General features: G+C 70.4%; 17 protein-coding genes and 1 pseudogene. 9 read left to right on the forward strand and 9 right to left on the reverse strand.

The genetic code is table 11. The annotated features are described in order from the left end of the window. Positions 1-133: 133 nt before the first annotated feature. Positions 134-904: pseudogene (locus ACK4YQ_RS01960) on the forward strand (XdhC family protein); the annotation flags it as partial. Between the two features lie 71 nt (positions 905-975). On the opposite strand, the gene glp reads toward ACK4YQ_RS01960, so the two are convergent. Genes glp through moaA form a run of 6 tightly spaced genes read right to left on the reverse strand, consistent with a single transcriptional unit; the run spans position 976 to position 4,924 of the window. Next, positions 976-2,166 (reverse strand): gephyrin-like molybdotransferase Glp, encoded by a 1,191-nt coding sequence (gene glp, locus ACK4YQ_RS01965; RefSeq protein ID WP_409607735.1) that lies wholly within the window; start codon positions 2,164-2,166, stop codon positions 976-978. Further along, entirely contained in the window at positions 2,163-2,633 is a 471-nt protein-coding gene (moaC, locus tag ACK4YQ_RS01970; protein ID WP_409607737.1) for a cyclic pyranopterin monophosphate synthase MoaC, read from the reverse strand. Before moaC ends, glp begins: the two co-directional genes overlap by 4 nt. Before the next feature lie 8 nt (positions 2,634-2,641). Beyond that, positions 2,642-3,193, reverse strand: coding sequence for a molybdenum cofactor biosynthesis protein B (gene moaB / locus ACK4YQ_RS01975; RefSeq protein WP_409607739.1), 552 nt, complete (start codon positions 3,191-3,193; stop codon positions 2,642-2,644). Next, complete coding sequence (locus ACK4YQ_RS01980; RefSeq protein WP_409607741.1) at positions 3,190-3,639, reverse strand: molybdenum cofactor biosynthesis protein MoaE; 450 nt, start codon at positions 3,637-3,639, stop codon at positions 3,190-3,192. The genes moaB and ACK4YQ_RS01980 overlap by 4 nt, the downstream gene beginning before the upstream one ends. Next, positions 3,636-3,881: a MoaD/ThiS family protein gene (locus ACK4YQ_RS01985; protein WP_409607743.1), complete on the reverse strand. Its 246-nt coding sequence runs from the start codon at positions 3,879-3,881 to the stop codon at positions 3,636-3,638. The genes ACK4YQ_RS01980 and ACK4YQ_RS01985 overlap by 4 nt, the downstream gene beginning before the upstream one ends. Before the next feature lie 2 nt (positions 3,882-3,883). Then, on the reverse strand, positions 3,884-4,924 hold the full coding sequence (moaA, locus tag ACK4YQ_RS01990; RefSeq protein ID WP_409607745.1) for a GTP 3',8-cyclase MoaA: 1,041 nt from the start codon (positions 4,922-4,924) through the stop codon (positions 3,884-3,886). 29 nt (positions 4,925-4,953) lie between these two features. Here moaA and ACK4YQ_RS01995 point away from each other — a divergent pair, with 29 nt between their 5' ends. Beyond that, positions 4,954-5,580, forward strand: a complete 627-nt coding sequence (locus ACK4YQ_RS01995; RefSeq protein ID WP_409607747.1) for an NTP transferase domain-containing protein — start codon at positions 4,954-4,956, stop codon at positions 5,578-5,580. Positions 5,581-5,627: 47 nt separating this feature from the next. Beyond that, complete coding sequence (locus ACK4YQ_RS02000; protein WP_409607749.1) at positions 5,628-6,851, forward strand: serine hydrolase domain-containing protein; 1,224 nt, start codon at positions 5,628-5,630, stop codon at positions 6,849-6,851. Positions 6,852-6,962: 111 nt separating this feature from the next. On the opposite strand, the gene ACK4YQ_RS02005 is transcribed toward ACK4YQ_RS02000, so the two are convergent. Continuing rightward, complete coding sequence (locus ACK4YQ_RS02005) at positions 6,963-8,462, reverse strand: MATE family efflux transporter (RefSeq protein WP_409607751.1); 1,500 nt, start codon at positions 8,460-8,462, stop codon at positions 6,963-6,965. Positions 8,463-8,662: 200 nt separating this feature from the next. Here ACK4YQ_RS02005 and rfbB point away from each other — a divergent pair, with 200 nt between their 5' ends. From rfbB to rfbA, 3 genes are read left to right on the forward strand one after another with little or no spacing between them, the layout of a single operon-like run. Then, on the forward strand, positions 8,663-9,712 hold the full coding sequence (gene rfbB, locus ACK4YQ_RS02010) for a dTDP-glucose 4,6-dehydratase (protein ID WP_409607753.1): 1,050 nt from the start codon (positions 8,663-8,665) through the stop codon (positions 9,710-9,712). Next, a complete protein-coding gene (rfbD, locus tag ACK4YQ_RS02015; RefSeq protein ID WP_409607755.1) occupies positions 9,709-10,614 on the forward strand; it encodes a dTDP-4-dehydrorhamnose reductase in 906 nt (301 codons plus the stop codon). The genes rfbB and rfbD overlap by 4 nt, the downstream gene beginning before the upstream one ends. Beyond that, positions 10,611-11,507 carry a glucose-1-phosphate thymidylyltransferase RfbA gene (gene rfbA, locus ACK4YQ_RS02020; RefSeq protein ID WP_409607757.1) on the forward strand — a complete coding sequence of 299 codons (897 nt, stop codon included), beginning with the start codon at positions 10,611-10,613 and terminating at the stop codon, positions 11,505-11,507. Before rfbD ends, rfbA begins: the two co-directional genes overlap by 4 nt. A 3-nt stretch (positions 11,508-11,510) precedes the next feature. Here the strand turns inward: rfbA and ACK4YQ_RS02025 are convergent, their stop codons facing one another. Then, on the reverse strand, positions 11,511-12,920 hold the full coding sequence (locus ACK4YQ_RS02025; RefSeq protein WP_409607759.1) for an amino acid permease: 1,410 nt from the start codon (positions 12,918-12,920) through the stop codon (positions 11,511-11,513). Between the two features lie 60 nt (positions 12,921-12,980). On the opposite strand from ACK4YQ_RS02025, the gene ACK4YQ_RS02030 reads away from it, so the two are divergent. After that, positions 12,981-14,720, forward strand: coding sequence for a DUF885 domain-containing protein (locus ACK4YQ_RS02030; RefSeq protein WP_409607761.1), 1,740 nt, complete (start codon positions 12,981-12,983; stop codon positions 14,718-14,720). A gap of 123 nt (positions 14,721-14,843) precedes the next feature. Here ACK4YQ_RS02030 and ACK4YQ_RS02035 read toward each other — a convergent pair whose 3' ends face one another. Then, positions 14,844-15,467, reverse strand: a complete 624-nt coding sequence (locus ACK4YQ_RS02035) for a trimeric intracellular cation channel family protein (RefSeq protein ID WP_409607763.1) — start codon at positions 15,465-15,467, stop codon at positions 14,844-14,846. Between the two features lie 241 nt (positions 15,468-15,708). Here ACK4YQ_RS02035 and ACK4YQ_RS02040 point away from each other — a divergent pair, with 241 nt between their 5' ends. Both ACK4YQ_RS02040 and ACK4YQ_RS02045 read left to right on the forward strand, forming a co-directional pair. Next, complete coding sequence (locus ACK4YQ_RS02040) at positions 15,709-17,523, forward strand: ATP-dependent nuclease (protein WP_409607765.1); 1,815 nt, start codon at positions 15,709-15,711, stop codon at positions 17,521-17,523. After that, positions 17,520-18,797 carry an ATP-binding domain-containing protein gene (locus ACK4YQ_RS02045; RefSeq protein ID WP_409607767.1) on the forward strand — a complete coding sequence of 426 codons (1,278 nt, stop codon included), beginning with the start codon at positions 17,520-17,522 and terminating at the stop codon, positions 18,795-18,797. Before ACK4YQ_RS02040 ends, ACK4YQ_RS02045 begins: the two co-directional genes overlap by 4 nt. The last annotated feature ends 137 nt before the right edge of the window (positions 18,798-18,934 follow it).

Below are 18,934 nucleotides of genomic sequence, written 5' to 3' on the forward strand. Positions count from 1 at the left end.
AGAACCCGTATCTGGAACCTTGCCGGGGAGTTAAGGTCCACACATGCAAGATCCGCTGCCCGAGTGGCCCCTCTTCGGCATGGCCGACGACGTCCGCCCCGCGCTGCGCAAGGCCCGGGCGGCCGGCCGGCCCATGGTGCTGGCGACCCTGACGGCCGTCGAGGGCGGCGGCCCGCGCCCGCCCGGGGCCCAGATGGCGTTCGCCGACGGTATCGTTGCGGGCTACTTCTCCGGCGGCTGCGTGGAGGGCGACGTGGCCGGCCACGCCGAGGCCTGCCTCGCCGACGGCGAACCGCGCACCCTGGTCTATGGCGAGGGCAGCCCCTGGCCCGACATCCGCCTGCTCTGCGGCGCGCGCATCGAGATCTTCCTTGAGCGGGTCGCTGCGGACGACGTTGCGCTGGCGGAGCTGCTGGCGGCGCAAGACGCCCGCCGTCCGGCGCTGTGGCTCAGCGACGGCCGCCGCCGCGTCTGCGGGCCCGCCGACGGGACGCGGCCGTGGCCCGGCGCCGTCGCCCGCGCCTACGAGCCGGCGCCGCGCCTGATCGTCGTGGGCGGCGATCCCGCCGCCCTGGCCATCGCCGGCCTGGGCGCCCAGTCGGGGCTGGAGACCACGCTGGTCCGCCCCAAGGGGCCGCAAAGCCCTCCGCCGATCTCCGGCGTCGCCTATCGTCGCGAGGAGCCGGCGGCGGCCCTCGCCGCGATCGGCCTCGACCGCTGGACCGCCGTCGCCGTCGCGAGCCACGACCTGGAGACCGATCAGGCGGCCCTTTGCGCGGCCCTGCCGTCTCCCGCCCCCTATGTCGGACTGCTCGGCGCCCGCGCCCGCCTGCCCGAGCGGCTGGCCCGGCTGCGGGCGGCGGGGGTGGCGGAGGCCGCCATCGGCAAGCTGCACGCGCCCATCGGCCTGGACATCGGCGGAAAGGCGCCCTGGGAGGTCGCCGTCTCGGTGATCGGCGAGATCATGGCCCTGCGCTATGCGCGCGCCAGCGGCAGCACCTCGCAGGCCGCGCCTTCCGCCGCCGCCGGCGCGCCGGGTGCCCGCCGCAGGAGGGCGTCCGCCCCGGCGAACACGGTCACCAGCGACGAATCCTGATCGCGGTAGGGCAGCGCCCAGACCTCGCCCTGGCGATGCTCCAGCCGCGCCCGCATCCAGTGCTCGCGGGGGCCGTTGGCGCCGAGGGCGCTGGCCAGCCGCGCGCCGATCGTCCGCGGCCCCGCCGCCGCGCCCTGGAAGGCGTTCAGCACCGGCCGCAGGAAGAGTTCGGCGCAGACCAGGGCCGAGGCCGGATTGCCCGGCAGGCCCAGCAGCCGCCGCCCGTCGCCGAGCACGCCGAAGAAGGTCGGCTTGCCCGGCCGCACCGCCACGCTCTGCACCCGCGGCTGAAAGCCCAGGGCCTCGGCGGCGGCGCGCACCAGGTCGTGGTCGCCCACCGAGGCGCCGCCCACCGTCACCACGAGGTCGGCCTCGGCCTCCCGGAGGGCGGCGATCACCGCCTCCAGCTCGTCCTTGACCGGCCGCGCCTTGAACGGCGTCCCGCCCCAGGCGGCCACCAGGGCGCACAGCGCCGGAGCGCCCGAATCGTAGATCTGGAACGGTCCCGGGACAGCCGGCGCCTCCACGATCTCCTCACCGGTGGAGATCACCGCCACCTTCGGCCTGGCCCGGACCCGCACGCTCGCTCGGCCGGCCGCGGCCGCCAGCGACAGCCGCCAGGGATCGATCCGCTCGCCGGACCGCAGCAGCAGGGCCTCGGCCTGGAAGTCGCCCCCGGCCGGACGCACGTTGTCCCCGCTGTGGGCCTGCGGCGTACGAACCGCGTCGCCATCGCGCTCGGCGTCCTCCTGGATCACCACCGCATCGGCGTCCTCGGGCAGGGCCGCGCCGGTGAAGATGCGCACCGCCTCGTGCGGCCCGAGCCGCCCGTCATAGCCGCGCCCCGCCGCGCTCTCGCCGACGATGCGCAGCGCGCCGGGCGTGTCCACCGCCCGCACCGCCCAGCCGTCCATCGCCGACGCCGCAAACGGCGGCTGGTCGCGCACGGCGGTCACGTCCTCCGCCAGAACCCGGCCGATCGCCTCGGTCAGGGGCGCCGTCTCGGCGGCCAGAGGCGCGATCTCGGCCAGCATCCGCGCGCGGGCTTCCTCGACGGGCAGAAGCTTCATGCCCGCGTCCAGTCGCCCGAGGCGCCGCCCGATTTCTCCATCAGGCGCACCGCATCAATGGTCATGGCCTTATCGGCGGCCTTGAGCATGTCGTAGATGGTCAGGCACGCGACCGACACGGCGGTCAGGGCTTCCATCTCCACGCCGGTCTGGCCGGTGGTGCGGACCCTGGCGGTCACTGACAGCCCGTCCTCCGCAGGCTCCACGCGCACCTCCACCTTCGACAGCGCCAGGGGATGGCACAGGGGGATCAGCTCCGCCGTGCGCTTGGCCGCCATCACGCCGGCGATCTCGGCCACGGCGCGCACGTCGCCCTTCTTGGCGTCGCCCGAGAGGGCCAGGTCCAGGGTCTCGGCCGCCATGCGCACGCGGCCTTCGGCCAGCGCTTCGCGGGTGGTGACCGCCTTGTCCGAGACGTCGACCATGCGCGCCCGGCCGCTCTCGTCGATGTGGGTGAGCCGGCTCATGCGACCGCTCAGGCCTCCAGGAGGCGCGGCATCAGCTCGACCATGTTGCAGGGCCCATGGCGGCTGTCGAGCTGGGCGGAGATGACCTTGTCCCAGCCGTCCTTCACCGCCCCGTTCGAGCCGGGCAGGCAGAAGATGAATACGCCCTTGATCAGCCCCGCCAGGGCCCGCGACTGCAGCGTCGACAGGCCCACGGACTGGTAGCTGACCATGTGGAAGACCACCGAGAAGCCGTCGATCTCCTTGTCGAGCAGGGGCCGTACGGCTTCGGGCGTCACGTCGCGGCCGGTGATGCCGGTCCCGCCGGTGGTGACGATCACGTCCACCGAGCCGGAGGCGACCCACGCCTTGACCTGCTCGCGGATGCGCACGACGTCGTCCGGCACGATGGCGCGGTCGGCCAGCTCATGGCCGGCGTCCCTCACCCGCCCGGCCAGGAGGTCGCCGGAGGTGTCGCTCTCCTCGTCGCGGGTGTCCGAAATGGTCAGCACGGCGATCCGGACCGGCGTGAACGGCTTGGTCTCGTCGATCTTGCCGCCGGGGGTGAAGGGCGCATTCATTCTTGGGTCTCCCAACGGGCGATGTCGGCGTGGTCCTGGTCGCGCGGCTCGATCCAGCGCTCCCCGTCCGGGCCACGCTCCTTCTTCCAGAAGGGCGCCCGGCTCTTCAAGTAGTCCATCAGGTAGTCGCAGGCCTCGAAGGCGGCCCTCCGGTGCCGCGCGGCGGTGGCCACGAACACGATCGGCTCGCCCGGCGCGATCCGGCCCACTCGGTGCAGGATCATCAGGTCGTCGAGCTGGAACCGCTCGCGCGCGGCCGTGGCGATCTCGCCGATGCGCGCCTCGGTGAAGCCGGGGTAGGCCTCCAGCTCCAGGATGCGCGTCTGGCCGGCCTCGGCCCGGGCGAGCCCCGTGAAGGTGGCCACGGCCCCGGTCTCCGCCCGGTCGTGGCAGAAGGCGCTCAGGAGCGCGCCCGGATCGAAGGCCTGATCGACGAGCTGGATCATCCGCCGCTCATCGGAGGCAGGAACGCGACCTCCGCCTTGGGATGCAGCGGGGCGTCGCCGCGCACGATCGCCTGGTCCAGCGCCACCTGCACGCCGGGCCCGCGCAGCGCCTCGCCCAGGCGGGCGTCCTCGGCGGCCAGCAGGTCGCGCAGGGCGAAGACGCTGGCGGGCGTGGCCTCCAGGTCGCGCTCGCGCCAGCCGGCGAGATCGCGCAGGGGGCCGAATAGCAGCACCCGGGCCATCCTCAGCCTCCCGTGGTCGACATATGCCGGGCCACCGCCGGCTCGGCGGACCGTTCGATGCGGAAGTCGTGCCCCTGCGGCTTGGCGTCCACGGCCCGGCGGATCGCCTCCACCAGGCCGGCGTCGTCGGCGCCCGCGCGCAGCACCGCGCGCAGGTCGCTGGCGTCCTCACGCCCAAGGCAGGTGTGCAGCGTGCCCGTGCAGGTCAGCCGCACCCGGTTGCACGCCTCGCAGAAATTGTGGCTGAGCGGGGTGATGAAGCCGAGCCGGCCGCCCGTCTCGGCCACCCGCACGTAACGCGCCGGCCCGCCGGTGTTGAGCGGCAGGTCCTGCAGCGTCCAGAAGCTCTCCAGGTCCTGGCGCACCTGCTTCAGCGACAGGAACTGGTCCGTCCGGTCGGTTTCGACCTCACCGAGCGGCATGGTCTCGATCAGGGTCACGTCGAGGCCGCGGCCGTGACCCCAGGCGATCAGCTCGGGAATCTCCGCGCCGTTGTCGTCCTTGAGCGCGACGGCGTTGATCTTCACGGCCAGGCCCGCGGCCTGGGCCGCATCGATCCCCGCCAGCACCTTGGAAAGCTCGCCGCCGCGGGTCAGCCGCCGGAACAGGTCGGGCCTGAGCGTATCCAGCGAGACGTTGATGCGCCTGACGCCCAGATCCGCCAGGGGACCGGCGAACTCCGCCAGGCGCGTGCCGTTGGTCGTCAAGGTCAGCTCGTCCAGCGCCCCCGAGCGCAGGTGCCGCGACAGGCTCTCGAACAGGCCCATCACGCCCTTGCGCACCAGAGGCTCGCCGCCGGTCAGCCGCAGCTTGCGCACCCCCAGGCTGACGAATGCGGAGGAAATCCGGTCCAGCTCCTCCAGCGTCAGCACCTCAGCCTTCGGCAGGAAGGTCATGTGCTCGGCCATGCAGTAGACGCAGCGCAGGTCGCAGCGGTCGGTGACCGAGACCCGCAGATAGGTCACCGTGCGGCCGAATCCGTCGATCAGCGCCGGCCCGCGGGCCGTGGCCGCTTGCGGCGATGGGGCGTCATAGGGCGTCATGTGGCCCCTAACATAGAGAGGATGCGGCGGTGACGACAGGGGCGCAGGCGCCATTCGAGGCCGTGGTCCTGGCGGCGGGAGCCGGCAGCCGCTTCGGCGGGGGAAAGCTCCTGGCGCCGTTCGAGGGGGGCGTCCTCTTGGACGGGGCGCTGCGGGCCGCCCTCGCCGCCCCCGCCCGAAGCGTCACGGTCGTCACCGGCGCCGACGCCGAAGCCGTCGCCGCGGCCGCCCGCGCCCATGCCGAGGCCGCGGGCCAGTCACGGCGGCTGCGCGTCCTGCACGCCCCCGACCACGCCCTCGGCATGGGCGCGTCCCTGCGCCGCGCGGCCCTGGAGCTGCCGCAGGACGCCGGCGGCGTCTTCGTCTTCCTGGGCGACATGCCGCACATCCCGAGCGCCGTGCTGAGCCCGCTGGCGCAGGCCGTGCGCGACGGCGCCCCGGCGGCGGCGGCGGCCTTTCAGGGTCGGCGCGGCCATCCCGCGCTGATCGGGGCCGGGCTGTTCCCTGCGCTGCGCACCCTGGCCGGCGACGAAGGAGCCCGCGCCGTCCTGCGCGGCCTGGGCGAGCGCCTGGCCCTGGTGGAGACCCAAGACGCCGGCGTCCTGTTCGACGTCGACACGCCCGCGGACCTCGGCCGGCCGGGGCTCGATTCCTGAGGCCCAGCCGCTACAGTCGCGGTCGCATTCCAAGACGCGAGGATTTCATGGCCGCCGCCTCCCTGGGCTTCTCCCAAGACCGACTGCAGAAGATCGACCGCTTCATCGCCGACCGCTACATCGGCCCGGGCAAGATCCCCTGCGCCCAGATCCAGGTCCTGCGGGGCGGCGAGCTGGCGCACGAGGCGGTGCTCGGCATGGCCGACGTGGAGCGCGGGCGCAAGCTCGAGGCCGACGCCATCTTCCGCATCTACTCGATGACCAAGCCGATCACGAGCATCGCCCTGATGATGCTGGTGGAGGAGGGCGCCATCGCCCTCGACGATCCGGTGCACAGGCACATCCCCGACTGGAAGGACCTCGGCGTCTTCCAGGCCGGCCTGCCGGGCCAGTTCCTCACCACCGTCCCTGAGCGGCCGATGCAGGTGGTCGACCTCCTGCGCCACACCTCGGGCCTCACCTACGGTTTCCAGAACCGCACCAACGTCGATTCCGCCTATCGCAAGCTCAAGGTCGCGGAGGTCTACGGCGGGCGCGACCTGGCCGGCTTCATCGCCCAGCTCGCCGAGCTTCCCCTGGAGTTCTCGCCGGGAACGGCTTGGAACTACTCGGTCTCCACCGACGTCGTCGGCTATCTGGTGGGCAAGGTCTCGGGCATGGCCTTCGAGGACTTCCTGAAGACGCGGATCTTCGAGCCCCTCGGCATGGCCGACACCGGATTTCACGTCCGTCCCGGCGAGGAGAAGCGCCTGGCCGCCTGCTACCAGGCTCTCCCCGGCGGCGGCATGAAGCTGCAGGACGATCCCGAGAAGAGCCCCTATCTCGCCCCCCCGACGATGGTCTCCGGCGGCGGCGGCCTGGTCTCCACCGCGGCTGACTACGCCCGCTTCTGCCGCATGCTCCTGAACCGCGGCGAGCTGGACGGCGCCCGGCTGATCGCCCCCAGGACCCTGGCTCTCATGACCGCCAACCATCTGCCCGGCGGGACGGACCTGACGCAGATGTCCCGTTCGCTGTTCTCCGAATCCACCAACGCCGGCGTCGGCTTCGGCCTGGGCTTCGCCACGGTGTTCGAGCCGGCCCGCACCCTGCTGCCCTCCAGCCGCGGCGAGTACTACTGGGGCGGCATGGCCTCCACCGCCTTCTGGGTCGACCCCGTGGAGGAGGTCGCAGTGGTGTTCATGACCCAGCTCATGCCCTCCAGCACCTACGCGATCCGCCGCGAACTGCGGACCCTGGTCTATTCGGCCCTGATGGAGACCAACGGCTAGAGCGCAATCCGCCGAGGTGGACACCGGTTCGGCGAAACGATTGCGCTCCAACTCGAAGAGATGGAGCCAGATGATCCCGATCAGGTCGATTCAGCCTGATCGGGTCGGGCTCTAGGGTTCCCGCCTCGCCAGCGCCGCCTCGTCGTCCATGTCCGGCGGGGCCATGCCGGTGTCGGCGGCCTGGCCGTGCGGAGCCGTCTCCATCAGCCGGGCCTTCCGCCAGCCGCCCCAGCGGTAGTAGGCGAGCGCCAGGGCGCAGGAGACGGCGCTGCCCATCGGGAAGCTCCACCACACCGCCTCGGCGCCCATCGTCTGCTGGAAGTAGCCGGTGAAGGGGATGCGCACGAGCCACATGGAGATGAACAGGATCACCAGCGGCGCCACCACCGCCCCGGTGGCCCGCACCACGCCGAACAGCACGAAGGCCGCGCCAAGGGGGATGAAGCCCCACAGGGCGAAGGCGTTGATGTGCATGGCGATCGGCAGCGAGGGGCTGGTCGCCGGCAGGAACAGCCGCAGGATCCAGGGCTCCACCGCATAGATCGCCAGCACCGGGGCGGCGGTGAAGACCAGGGCGTAGGCGACGCCGCTGTGGGCGACCTTGTCCACCCGGTCCATGCGCCCGGCCCCGACGTTCTGGGCGGCCATGGAGGAGACGGCCGCCCCCAGCGCCATGGCGGGCATCTGCACATAGGTCCAGAGCTGGATCGCCGCGCCGTAGGCGGCCGCCGTGTGGCTGCCGTAGCGGTTGACGAAGCTGATCATCACCACCGCCGCGCCCGAGACCACCAGCATCTGCATGGCCATCGGCAGCCCCTTGAAGACCAGGGCGCGCACGACGGACAGGTCCGGCTTCAGGAGCGGCCAGTCGGCCGGACGCAGCACCAGCACGCTGCCCTGCCGGTAGAGGTGGACCAGCATCAGCCCGAGCGTCAGGCTCTGGGAGATCAGGGTCGCCGTCGCCGAACCGGCGACGCCAAGGCGCGGCGCGGGCCCGATCCCCATGATCAGCACCGGGTTCAGCGCCACGTCCAGCGCCACGGCGAACAGCGAGAACCAGAACGGCGTCCGCGAGTCCCCCGTGCCCCGCTGCGCCATCATGACGAAGCTGAAGAAGTACATGAACGGCATGGCCAGGAAGATGACGCGCAGGTAGTCGATCGCCTGCTGGCGCGCATCGCCCGGCGCGCCCATCGCGGTCAGTATGCCGGGCGTCAGCAGCCACCCGGCCGCCCCGACCCCCAGGGACAGCATCAGGAAGAAGCTGGTGGAGGTTCCCACCACCTTCTTGGCCAGGTTCCGGTCGTTCGCCCCCACCGCCTGGGCGATCATCAGGTTGGCGCTCATGCTCACGCCGAACACCGCGCCCAGCATCAGGAACATGACGTTGTTGGCGTTGGAGGTGGCGGCCAGGGCCTCCTCGCCCAGGGCGTGGCTCACCCAGATGGCGTTGGCCGAGCCGTTCAGCGACTGCAGGATGTTGGAGCCCATCACCGGCAGGGCGAACAGGATCAGGGTGCGTCCGATCGGCCCGGTGGTCAGGTCCTGAACGGTGCGCCCTTTGGCGGGCGCGCCGGACGCCTTGGGCGGGTGGTCGGATGTCGAGTTCACGCGGGGTCCTGGACGGCGGCGGCGGGCGCTCCGGCCCCGGTCGGATCAAGACTAGGCGCCGAGGCGGCCGCCCTCAAGCTCGGGCGCCTCAAAACCGCCACGGCGACACGGTTTGAGCGTGCGCCCCGAGGCTGCTAGACGAAGCCTCCCAACGTCAAAATGACGTGGCAAGCGCGCATCCATCGCATACGAAAGACCTCATGAAGATTCTGATCACGGGCGGCGCGGGCTTCATTGGCTCGGCGGTGGTTCGCCGGGCGGTGGCCGAGGGGTTCCAGGTGGTGAACCTGGACGCGCTCAAGTACTCGGCCAATCTGGACAACGTCGCCGAGGTCGCCGGCTCGCCGCTCTACGCTTTTGAACAGGTCGATATCTGCGACGAAGCCGCCGTGCGCGCCGTGTTCGCCAAGCACAGCCCCGATGCGGTGATGCATCTGGCCGCGGAGTCCCACAACGACCGCGCCATCGAGGACCCGCTGAGCTTCGTGCGCACGAACGTCATGGGCACGGCGGTGCTGCTGGACGCCGCCCGGGCGCACTGGAACGCCCTGCCGGCCGATCGCAAGGCCGGGTTCCGCTTCCACCACGTCTCCACCGACGAGGTCTTCGGCGCCCTCGGCGAGTCCGGCGACTTCTCCGAAACCACGCCCTACGATCCCAATTCGCCCTACTCGGCCAGCAAGGCCGGCTCCGACCATTTGGTCCGCGCCTGGAACCGCACCTTCGGCCTGCCGGCGGTGCTGACCAACTGCTCGAACAACTACGGCCCCTTCCAGTTTCCCGAGAAGCTGATCCCCACGGTCATCTCCCGGGCCATGGAGGGCAAGACGATCCCGGTCTACGGCCAGGGCCTGCAGGTGCGCGACTGGCTGCACGTGGACGACCACGCCGAGGCCCTGCTCCTGGTGCTGCGCAAGGGACGGCTGGGCGAGACCTACTGCATCGGCGGCGACAACACCGTGCGCAACATCGAGCTGGTGAAGACGCTCTGCGCCCACCTCGACAAGTACGCCCCGGCCAACACGGCCCACGCCGAACGCATCGCCTTCGTCGCCGACCGGCCGGGCCATGACTTCCGCTATGCGATCGACGCCTCCAAGCTGAAGCGCGAACTCGGCTGGTCGCCGCGCATCGCCCTGGACGACGGACTCGAGGACACCGTGCGTTGGTATGTCGAGAACCGCGCCTGGTGGGACGGCATCCGCGCCCGCGGCTTCCACAGCGAGCGGATGGGCCTGGTCAAGGCATGAGCCTGAAGATCCTGCAGTTCGGCGCCACCGGGCAGCTTGCACGCGAGCTGCTCGACCGGCGGACCGACGGCGTGGAGATCCGCGCCCTGTCGCGCGCGGACGTCGATCTGGCCGATGCGGACGCGGTCTCCCGCGCGGTCGGCGAGGCGGGCGAGCTGGACCTGGTGATCAACGCCGCCGCCTACACCGCCGTCGACAAGGCCGAGAGCGAACCGGACCTGGCCTACGCGGTCAACGCCCGCGCCCCCCGCGCCATGGCCTGCGCCTGCCAGGCCCGCGGCGCGCCCCTGGTGCAGGTCTCGACCGACATGGTGTTCTCCGGCGCCAAGGACGGCGCCTACGCCGAGGACGATCCGGTCGGGCCGCTGCACGTCTACGGCGCCTCCAAGCTCGCCGGCGAAGACGCCGTGCTGGACAACTGCGACCGGGCGATCGTCCTGCGGGTTTCCTGGCTTTTCTCCGCCTACGGACAGAACTTCCTGCAGGCGATGCTTCGCCTGGGCCAGACGCAGCCGGTGCTCAAGGTCGTCGCCGACCAGCGCGCCCGGCCGACCGCCAGCGGCGACGTCGCGGCGTTCGTCCTGTCGCAGGCGCCGCGTCTGGCCGGCCTGCCGGCCGGGGCGGCCGAGTGGGGCCTCCTGCACTTCGCCAACGCCGGCGTCGCCACCCGTTTCGAAATGGCCGAGGCGATCTTCGCCGCCGCCTGGCCCGACAGACCGCCTCCCGCCATGGAGCCGGTCCCCACCAGCGCGTTCCCCACGCCCGCGCGGCGCGCCCTCAACGCCGAGCTCGACTGCTCGCGCCTGGGCGCGGTGTTCGGCGTCGAGCCGCGTCCCTGGCGAGAGCCCCTCGCCGAGGTCGTGGCCAAGATCGTGGACGCCAACAACAGGAAGGTCGCATGAGGCGCGGCATCGTTCTGGCCGGCGGGTCCGGCACCCGGCTGCACCCCCTGACCATCGCGGTCTCCAAGCAGCTCCTGCCCATCTACGACAAGCCGATGATCTACTATCCGATCTCGGTGCTGCTGCTCGCGGGCGTCCGCGAGATCCTGATCATCACCACGCCCGAGGACCAGGCCAACTTCCAGCGCCTCTTGGGCGACGGCTCGCAGCTTGGCGTCCGCTTCGAATACATCGTCCAGCCCAGCCCCGACGGCCTGGCGCAGGCCTACATCCTCGGCGAGGAATTCGTGAACGGCGAGCCCAGCGTCATGGTGCTGGGCGACAACATCTTCTGGGGCCAGAACTTCGCCCAGATCCTGCGCAGCGCCGACAAGCGCCAGTCCGGCGCCACGGTGTTCGGCTATCCGGTGCACGATCCGGAGCGTTACGGCGTGCTTGAGCTCGGGCCGGAGAACCGTGTCCTCGGCATCGAGGAGAAGCCCAGTCAGCCGAAGTCCAACTACGCGGTCACCGGCCTCTACTTCTACGACGGGCGCGCCAGCGAGTTCGCCAAGACCCTCACTCCCTCCGCCCGCGGAGAGCTGGAGATCACCGCGCTCAACCAGCGCTACCTCGACGAGGACGACCTGCATGTCGAGCTCCTCGGCCGCGGCTTCGCCTGGCTGGACACCGGCACCCACGACAGCCTGATCCAGGCGGGCGAGCTGATCCGCACGCTGGAGCAGCGCCAGGGCCTGCGCATCGGCTGCATCGAGGAGGCCGCGTTCCGCATGGGCTTCATCGACCGCGCCCGCCTGGCCGAGCTCGGCAAGGCTCAGGCCAAGAGCGAGTACGGGCTCTACCTGCGCCAGCTCGCCGAAAGCCCCCTGGCCGCCGACGAGCCGGCGGAGTAGGCCTCAGGCTCGCGCCAGGCGGCTCGTGCGCCGGCCGTAGGCCATGTAGACGGCCACTCCGATCAGGTTCCAGATGAAGAACCTCACCATCGTCGCCTGCGGCAGGCTGACGAACAGGTAGATGCAGCCGGCCACCGCCAGCGGCCCGACGATCCAGGGCTGCGGGCAGCGGAACGCCCGCGGCCGGTCCGGATCGGTGCGGCGCAGCACCATCATGCAGACCGCCGTCGCCACGAAGGCCAGCAGCGTCCCGGCGTTGGCCAGCTCGGCGATCTCCTTCAGGGGCAGCAGACCGGCGATCACCGCGGCGATGGCGCCGGTCAGCAGCGTCACCGGAACCGGCACCCCCCGCGCGCCGACCTTCGCCAGGCCGGCGGGCAGGACGCCGTCGCGGGCCATGGCGAAGAAGATCCGGCTCTGGCCGAACATGAAGACCATGATCACCGTCGGCAGGGCCACGATCGCCGCGCCGGCCACCAGGGCGGCGGCCAGGGGGTGGTTCAGGTCGCGCAGGATGAAGGCCAGCGGCTCGGCGCTCTGGGAGAACACCTGGAACGGCGAGGCGCCCAGGGCCGCGGCGGCCACCACCATGTAGATGGTCGTGCACACGACCATCGAGCCGATGATCCCGATCGTCAGGTCCCGCGCCGGGTTCCTGGCTTCCTCGGCCGCCGTGGAGATGGCGTCGAAACCGTAGAAGGCGAAGAAGATCAGCGCCGCGGCCGCCATGACCCCGCGCTTGACCCCGTCGGCGTCCTCGTGGCCGGCGAAGCCGAACGGGGCGAACGGCTGGAAGTTGCCCGCCTCGAAGGCCGGCAGCGTCAGGACCACGAAGGCGGCCAGGGCGGCGATCTTCACGATCACCAGCACGAAGTTGACCGTGGCGCTTTCCCGGGTGCCTGCGAGCAGCAGCCCGGTCACCGCCAGGGCCACCAGCACCGCGGGCAGGTTGACGATCCCGCCGGCGTGCGGCCCGGCCGCGAGCGCCGCCGGCAGATGCACGCCGGCCTGCTCCAGCACGCCCACCGCATAGGCCGCCCAGCCCACCGAGACCACGCTGCAGACCACCGTGTATTCCAGGATCAGGCTCCAGCCGACGATCCAGGCGACCAGTTCGCCCAGGGCCGCGTAGCTGTAGGTGTAGGCGCTGCCGGCCACCGGCATCAGGGTGGCCATCTCGGCGTAGGCCAGGGCCGCGCAGGCGCAGACCGCGCCGGCGATGGCGAACGAGAGGATCACCGCGGGCCCGGCCAGGCCCGCCCCCACGCCCGTCAGGGTGTAGATTCCCGTGCCGATGATCGCGCCGACGCCCAGGGCCGTCAGGTGCGGCCACGACAGCGTCGGCTTCAGCCGATGATGGGGCGCGTGGTCGGCGAGGCCGTCGATCGACTTGCGGCGCGTGACGAAGCTCATGAAAGTTTCCCCCGTAACCAGATGGGCCACCATGCCCGGCCGTCCGCAGAGGGGAAAGCCATGCTGAAGGGATTGATCGCGGCCGCGGTGCTGCTGGCGGCCGGGCCGGTCTGCGCCGCGCCCCTGGACGAGCTGATCGCCGACTACGAGGCCTTCGCCCTGGCGGACGATCCGATCACCGCCGGCCAGGAGGGCGACCGCGCGGCGCTGTCGCGCCTGCCCGACGTCACCCCCGCGGCCGACGCCCGGCGCATGGCCGAACTGCAGCGCTTCCAGGCGCGGCTGCAGCGCATCCCGGCCGAGGGGCTCTCGCCGGACGCGGCCCTGAACCGCGACTTCCTGGCCTGGGTGATCGGCGAGCGGCTGGAGAGCCTGGCCTTCGACGAGGGCCGCATGCCGTTCAACAGCGACGGCGGCTTCCAGTCGCTGATGGGCTATCTGGCGGCGGTCACCCCGGTGCGCTCGGCCGCCGACGCCAGGGCCTGGATCGACCGGCTGAACGCCCTGCCCGGCTACTACCAGGCCAACATCGCCAACGCCCGCCGCGGGATCTCCAGCGGCTTCACCCAGCCGCGCCCGACCATAGAGGCGGTGATCGCCCAGGCCCGGCGCCAGGCCGACGCCCCCGTGGAGACCGATCCCCTGCTCGCCCCCCTCGCGCGCCTGCCCGCCGCCATGCCCGCCGCCGAACAGCAGGCCCTGCGCGCCGAGGCCCAGGCCGTGGTGCGCGACAAGGTCCGCCCGGCGCAGCGCGAGTTCGTCGCCTTCCTCGAGCAGGACTACCTGCCCGCGGCCCGGGCGGGCCTGGGCGTGCGCTCGGTCCCGGGCGGCGAGGCCTACTACCGCTGGCTGGTCCACGACCACACCACCACGAACCTCACGCCGGACCAGATCCACGCGGTCGGCGAGGCCGAGGTGCGGCGCATCCGCGCCGAGATGGACGCGGTGATCGCAAAGACCGGCTTTTCCGGCGACTTTCCGGCCTTCGTGGCCATGCTGCGCAGCGACCCGCGCTTCTACGCCGCCTCCCGCCAGGACCTCCTGGAAAAGGCCTCGGAGATCGCCAAGCGGATCGACGACCAGCTTCCCGCCTGGTTCGCCACCCTGCCGCGCCTGACCTACGGCGTGCGCCCGGTCCCCGCCGACATCGAGGAGACCTACACCACCGGCCGCTACTTCTCCGGCAGCCCGGCCCAGGGCGTGGCCGGCGGCTACATGGTCAACACCTCCCACCTGGACCAGCGCCCGCTCTACGAGCTGCCGGCGCTCACCCTGCACGAGGCGGTCCCCGGCCATCACCTGCAGATCGCCCTCAGCCAGGAGCTGGAAGGCGTCCCCGCCTTCCGCCGCAACGCCGGCGTCACCGCCTTCACCGAGGGCTGGGGGCTCTATTCGGAGAAGCTCGGCGGGGAGATGGGCATCTACCGCGACGCCTATGAGCGGTTCGGCCGGCTCTCCTACGAGATGTGGCGGGCCTGCCGCCTGGTGGCCGACACCGGGATCCACTGGATGGGCTGGAGCCTGGGCCAGGCGCGCGCCTGCTTTACCGAGAACTCCGCCCTCTCGCCGCTGAACATCGACGTGGAGCTGGCCCGCTACGTCTCCTGGCCCGGCCAGGCCCTGGCCTACAAGGTCGGCGAGCTGAAGATCGTCGAGCTCCGCGCCAGGGCCGAGGCCGCCCTCGGCGAGCGCTTCGACATCCGCCGCTTCCACGACGCGGTGCTCCTGGCCGGCCCCCTGCCGCTGGAGCTGCTGGAGCCCCGCATCGACGCCTGGATCGCCGCCGAAAAGGCCCGCTGACCGCCCCGAAAGATGCTCCCCCCGGCCCTGGGGGAGCTCCCGGCGGAGCCGCGCGAGGGGACTGAAACGTCCCTCGGCCGCGCTTTGCGCAGGGACCGCGCGGGTCGCCGCCGCCTCGGGCGGCTAGACCTCGTCAACCCCCCGAAACCCCGGCAGCGACCAGCCGAACGCGATCGCCCCGCCGCGCACCACGGCGGCCACGGCGAAGCCCGCCAGCGCCGCGCTCACCGCCGGCAGGCCCGAGAGCGTCAGGAGCACATAGGCGCTCGCCCCGCCGAGCGCGGCGGTGACATAGATCTCGCGCTTGAGCAGGATCGAGGGCTCCTCGGCCAGCACGTCGCGCAGCACCCCGCCGAAGGTGGCCGTCAGCACCCCCATGATCACCGCCGAGAACGGCGGCGCGCCGAGCGCCAGCGCCTTGGCCGAGCCCACCACCGTGTAGGCGCTCATGCCCAGCGCATCGAGCCAGGTCAGCAGCCGCGCGCGGAACCGGCGCGGGCCTAGCAGCCACACGGCCACCGCCGCGGCCAGGCAGGCGGCGACGTAGGTCGGCCGCGCCACCCAGAACACCGGCGCCCCGACCAGCAGGTCGCGCAGCGTGCCGCCGCCCACGCCGGTGACGGCCGCGAAGAAGCCGAAGGTGACGATGTCGTGCCGCCGCCGCGCCGCGGCCAGCGCCCCCGTCGCGCCGAACACGAACACCGCCGCATAGTCGAGCGCCGAGAGCGCGGTTCCGATCGAGTCCATCCCGGCCCTCCCTGGACGGCCAGCCTACCGCCGGCCGGGGGGCGGCGTCATCCCCTGGGGCGGAGGGTCGTGATGACTGAGGGGTGCCAAGAGTGAAAGTTGCGACCGGAGCGGGAAACGGACGTTGAGTGTACCCTACCCTCGCTGGTCCTAACGGCCCACCGAGAGCCGACGCCCATCGACTCGCGCATACCGTGCGTCATTCTCGATCGCACGTGCTAACCTGTATGGGGGAGTCACCATGCACGTCGTCGATCTCCGTATTGAAAACTTCCGAGGCGTTCGCGAAGGGCACGTACGATTTGGGAAACACACTGTCCTTGTTGGCCCAAACAACAGCGGAAAGACGACAATCATTGAAGCGCTAGCTTTGTTGTTCGGCCGGGACAGAATGGTGCGAACACTTACTGAGCATGACTTCTACGGCAGCGATCCGCAGCCTATCGACCGCATTCGCCTGATTGCCACTATTGCCGGGTTCGAGGACAACAATTTCACCAATCATCCGGATTGGTTCAGAGATGATCGTGCAATCCCAAAGTGGTGGAACCCTGCCACGGGTGACGTGACGGCGGTGCGCCCTGCTGATGACGCGCAGCTTGCCTGTCAGATTGGATTTCTGGCGCGCTTCGACAGGAACGAATTAGAGGTCGAGACGCTTCGCTATTTCCACGATGATGACGCCGTCGGTGACCTTTTCGTCGATGAGTCCGCCACCCTCGTGCCCTCGCGGCTCATTCGCGATATTGGCTACTTCTTGGTTCCAGCGAGCCGGACCTGGGACCGCGTTGTTTCCTTCGGGTCGGAGTTGTTCCGGCGGGTCATTGCTTCTGCGGGCGGCCACCCTTCGGAGTCAGTGCTCGGCGAGCGTGACCGCCTGCGGCGGCCAAATCAGCCGCTGGAGAGTGACACTCACCTGCAGCCGATCATCGCGGATTTAAACGCAGAATTGGCGGGCTTCTTCCACGCTGGCCCTACTTTGCAGCTCCGCGTCACCACCACCGACAGCGAGGGCCTACTTGATGCTGTCATGCCTCACTACGCAACCGGTGTGGGCCTCGGCGTCCCAGCTCGGCGGCATGGGAGTGGTCTACTATCGCTCCAGCACTTGCTCTTGCTGCTGCAGTTCGGTCGTCAACGCGCGGCCGCGGGTGAAGGGTTCTGGATGGCGCTCGAAGAACCCGAGCTTCACGTCCCGCCGCCGCTACAGCGCCGATTGGTGCACCGAATACAGGCGCTCTCGTCACAGACCTTCGTGTCGACCCACTCGCCGATGGTCGCGGCGACCGCCAATCCCGCGTCGGTCGTTGTGTTGCGCAACGATGGGGGTCGCTTGACTGCAACCTCACTACTGCCCGGTGGCCTCCCAGCTGCAACGCCTAACGGAGTGCGCAAGCTGTTCCAGCTCAACCGCGTCGACACGATCGGCGCGCTCATTCACGACGCTGTTCTTGTTCCTGAAGGCCGCTTAGATTTCGAGTGGCTGCGGCTGCTGATGCAGGCGGTCGACCTCGGGCAAGGCTGGGGAGCCGAGGAGAGCCGGTTCAGCGCCCGCATCGGCCTAATACCTACGCACGACGCAGCGATTGTCGCGTCGATTTCAGCCTTGGAGTGTCTGCACCCGCGCCTTTGCGCCGTCGTAGATGGAGACGCCGCGGGCCAAGGCTATCGCGACGAGCTCTGTCGCCAAAGGCCAGGACCTCAGGTCGTGGTCCAATGGCCTGCCGGGTGGACGATCGAGGACGTTGTGGGTTGGATTCTTCAGGTGGATTCCGCCGGAGCCATCGGAGCCTTGGCGGCCAACTTGCCCGCACCTCCGCCAGATGTTCCCACGCTCGTGGCGAACCTGAAGTCGGAGGTTCGCGCCGCGGGCGGGCTGAAAGGCGATCTTGTGGCCTATGAAGCCGTGGCAGACGCCGCTAGCGGCGTCGATCTCTGTAGGCGGCGGGCGCAGGATCTCCTCAACGGGCTTTGTGATGCCCTGCTTGGCTCGCCGTCGCCACTTTTCGTGTCCGAGGCCAATGCCGATCCAAGGGTGAAGACCTTTCGCCCATGACGCTGTTCGCCATCGAAGGGGCAGCTGGCTGCGGCAAGACCGTGCGGCTGATGAGCGAGGTTGAAGCCGCCCTCGAAGAAGCGCCGTTGCTCGACGGACAGCGCGTTCTTGCCGTCACTTTCATGCACGGTGCAAGGCGACGCCTGCATCAGAAGCTCAATGATGTCGCGGCCCTACGCGGCCGACTGCACTGCGTGACGATCGACAGCTTCGCACAGCGGCTAGTGGCGCGGTGGCGGGGTCTCGCGCTCGAACTTGGGATACAGCCGCCGCGAGCGGACGAATGGGATGCCTGCTGCGATCTTGCCGGTCTGCTCCTTGAACAGCACGAAGTCGCCCGTTGGGTCGCGGCGAGCTTCCCGATCATCCTCGTCGACGAGGCGCAAGACCTGAAGCCACAACGGCTCCGGATGATTGCCGCGCTGACGCCAGCGGTCCGGCTGTTCGTCGCGGCTGACGACTTTCAATGTCTGGATCAAACGCTCAGGCCCAACCCTGCAGTGGCTTGGTTGCGCGCCGCGTGCCAGCCAGTGACGCTTGACCGGGTGCACCGCACAAACGTCAATGCGCTGCTTGCCGCCGCGGGTGCCCTCCGTGCGGGCCGAGCGCCGGCAGCTGACGGTGCCTTTCGGATCTTTGCCGCGCGAGGTGCGCCTCTTGCCGCCGCCGCCCTCTCGAACGCCCTCGCTTGGCGTCGCGGCGGAAGTGTTGCAGTGATCACACCAGCGACGGCGGGTGGCTTCGCGCACGACGTGGTGCAACGGGTCGGGGCAGGCCCCATCGGGCAACGGCAAAACGGCCCCTTCAGGATCGTCTGGGAGCGATCGGAAAGCGACGACGCAGATGCCGTCCTAGCGGGCTTAGTTCTGGTTGGGCCCGCAAGTCTTGCTGATACCGTCGGGGCTCTCCGTGGTCTGCCGGACGCAGGCGTCGCTCGCGCGGTCATAGGTCGCGTGCGGCGGCAAGCGGCAGCTGGTGGCGCGGCGCAATTCGATCCAGCAGATATAGTTCAGTTGATCCGCAGGCAGGTCGCTGTAAGACGCCAGCATGGTCATTTCGACGAGCCGACGTTCGCCGCTATGACGGTTCAGCAGGCCAAGAACAGGGAGTTCGACGGCGTAGTGGTACTGTGGCCGTTTCGGGTAGGAGGTGACGCAGAACACAAGCGACGCTTACTCTACAATGGCATCACTCGCGCGCGGCGCTGGTGCACGGTCATACTACAGAGCGAGAATTTGCTCCGCAGTCCACCGTTCAGCGTCCCGATTGTCTAGGCTAGGCCCTATCCGAGAAACGGTTCTGGGCATCAATGCCCCGAGTTCCCTGCGGGTGCCGAACCGACGTTCTGAATGTCGCCTTGGAGCCCAACGCGGCCCATCCACACGCCAGCTGGCGCATGCCCCGCCCACCC

Source organism: Phenylobacterium sp. (assembly GCF_046291545.1).
In the GTDB taxonomy this organism is placed as follows: Bacteria; Pseudomonadota; Alphaproteobacteria; order Caulobacterales; family Caulobacteraceae; genus Phenylobacterium.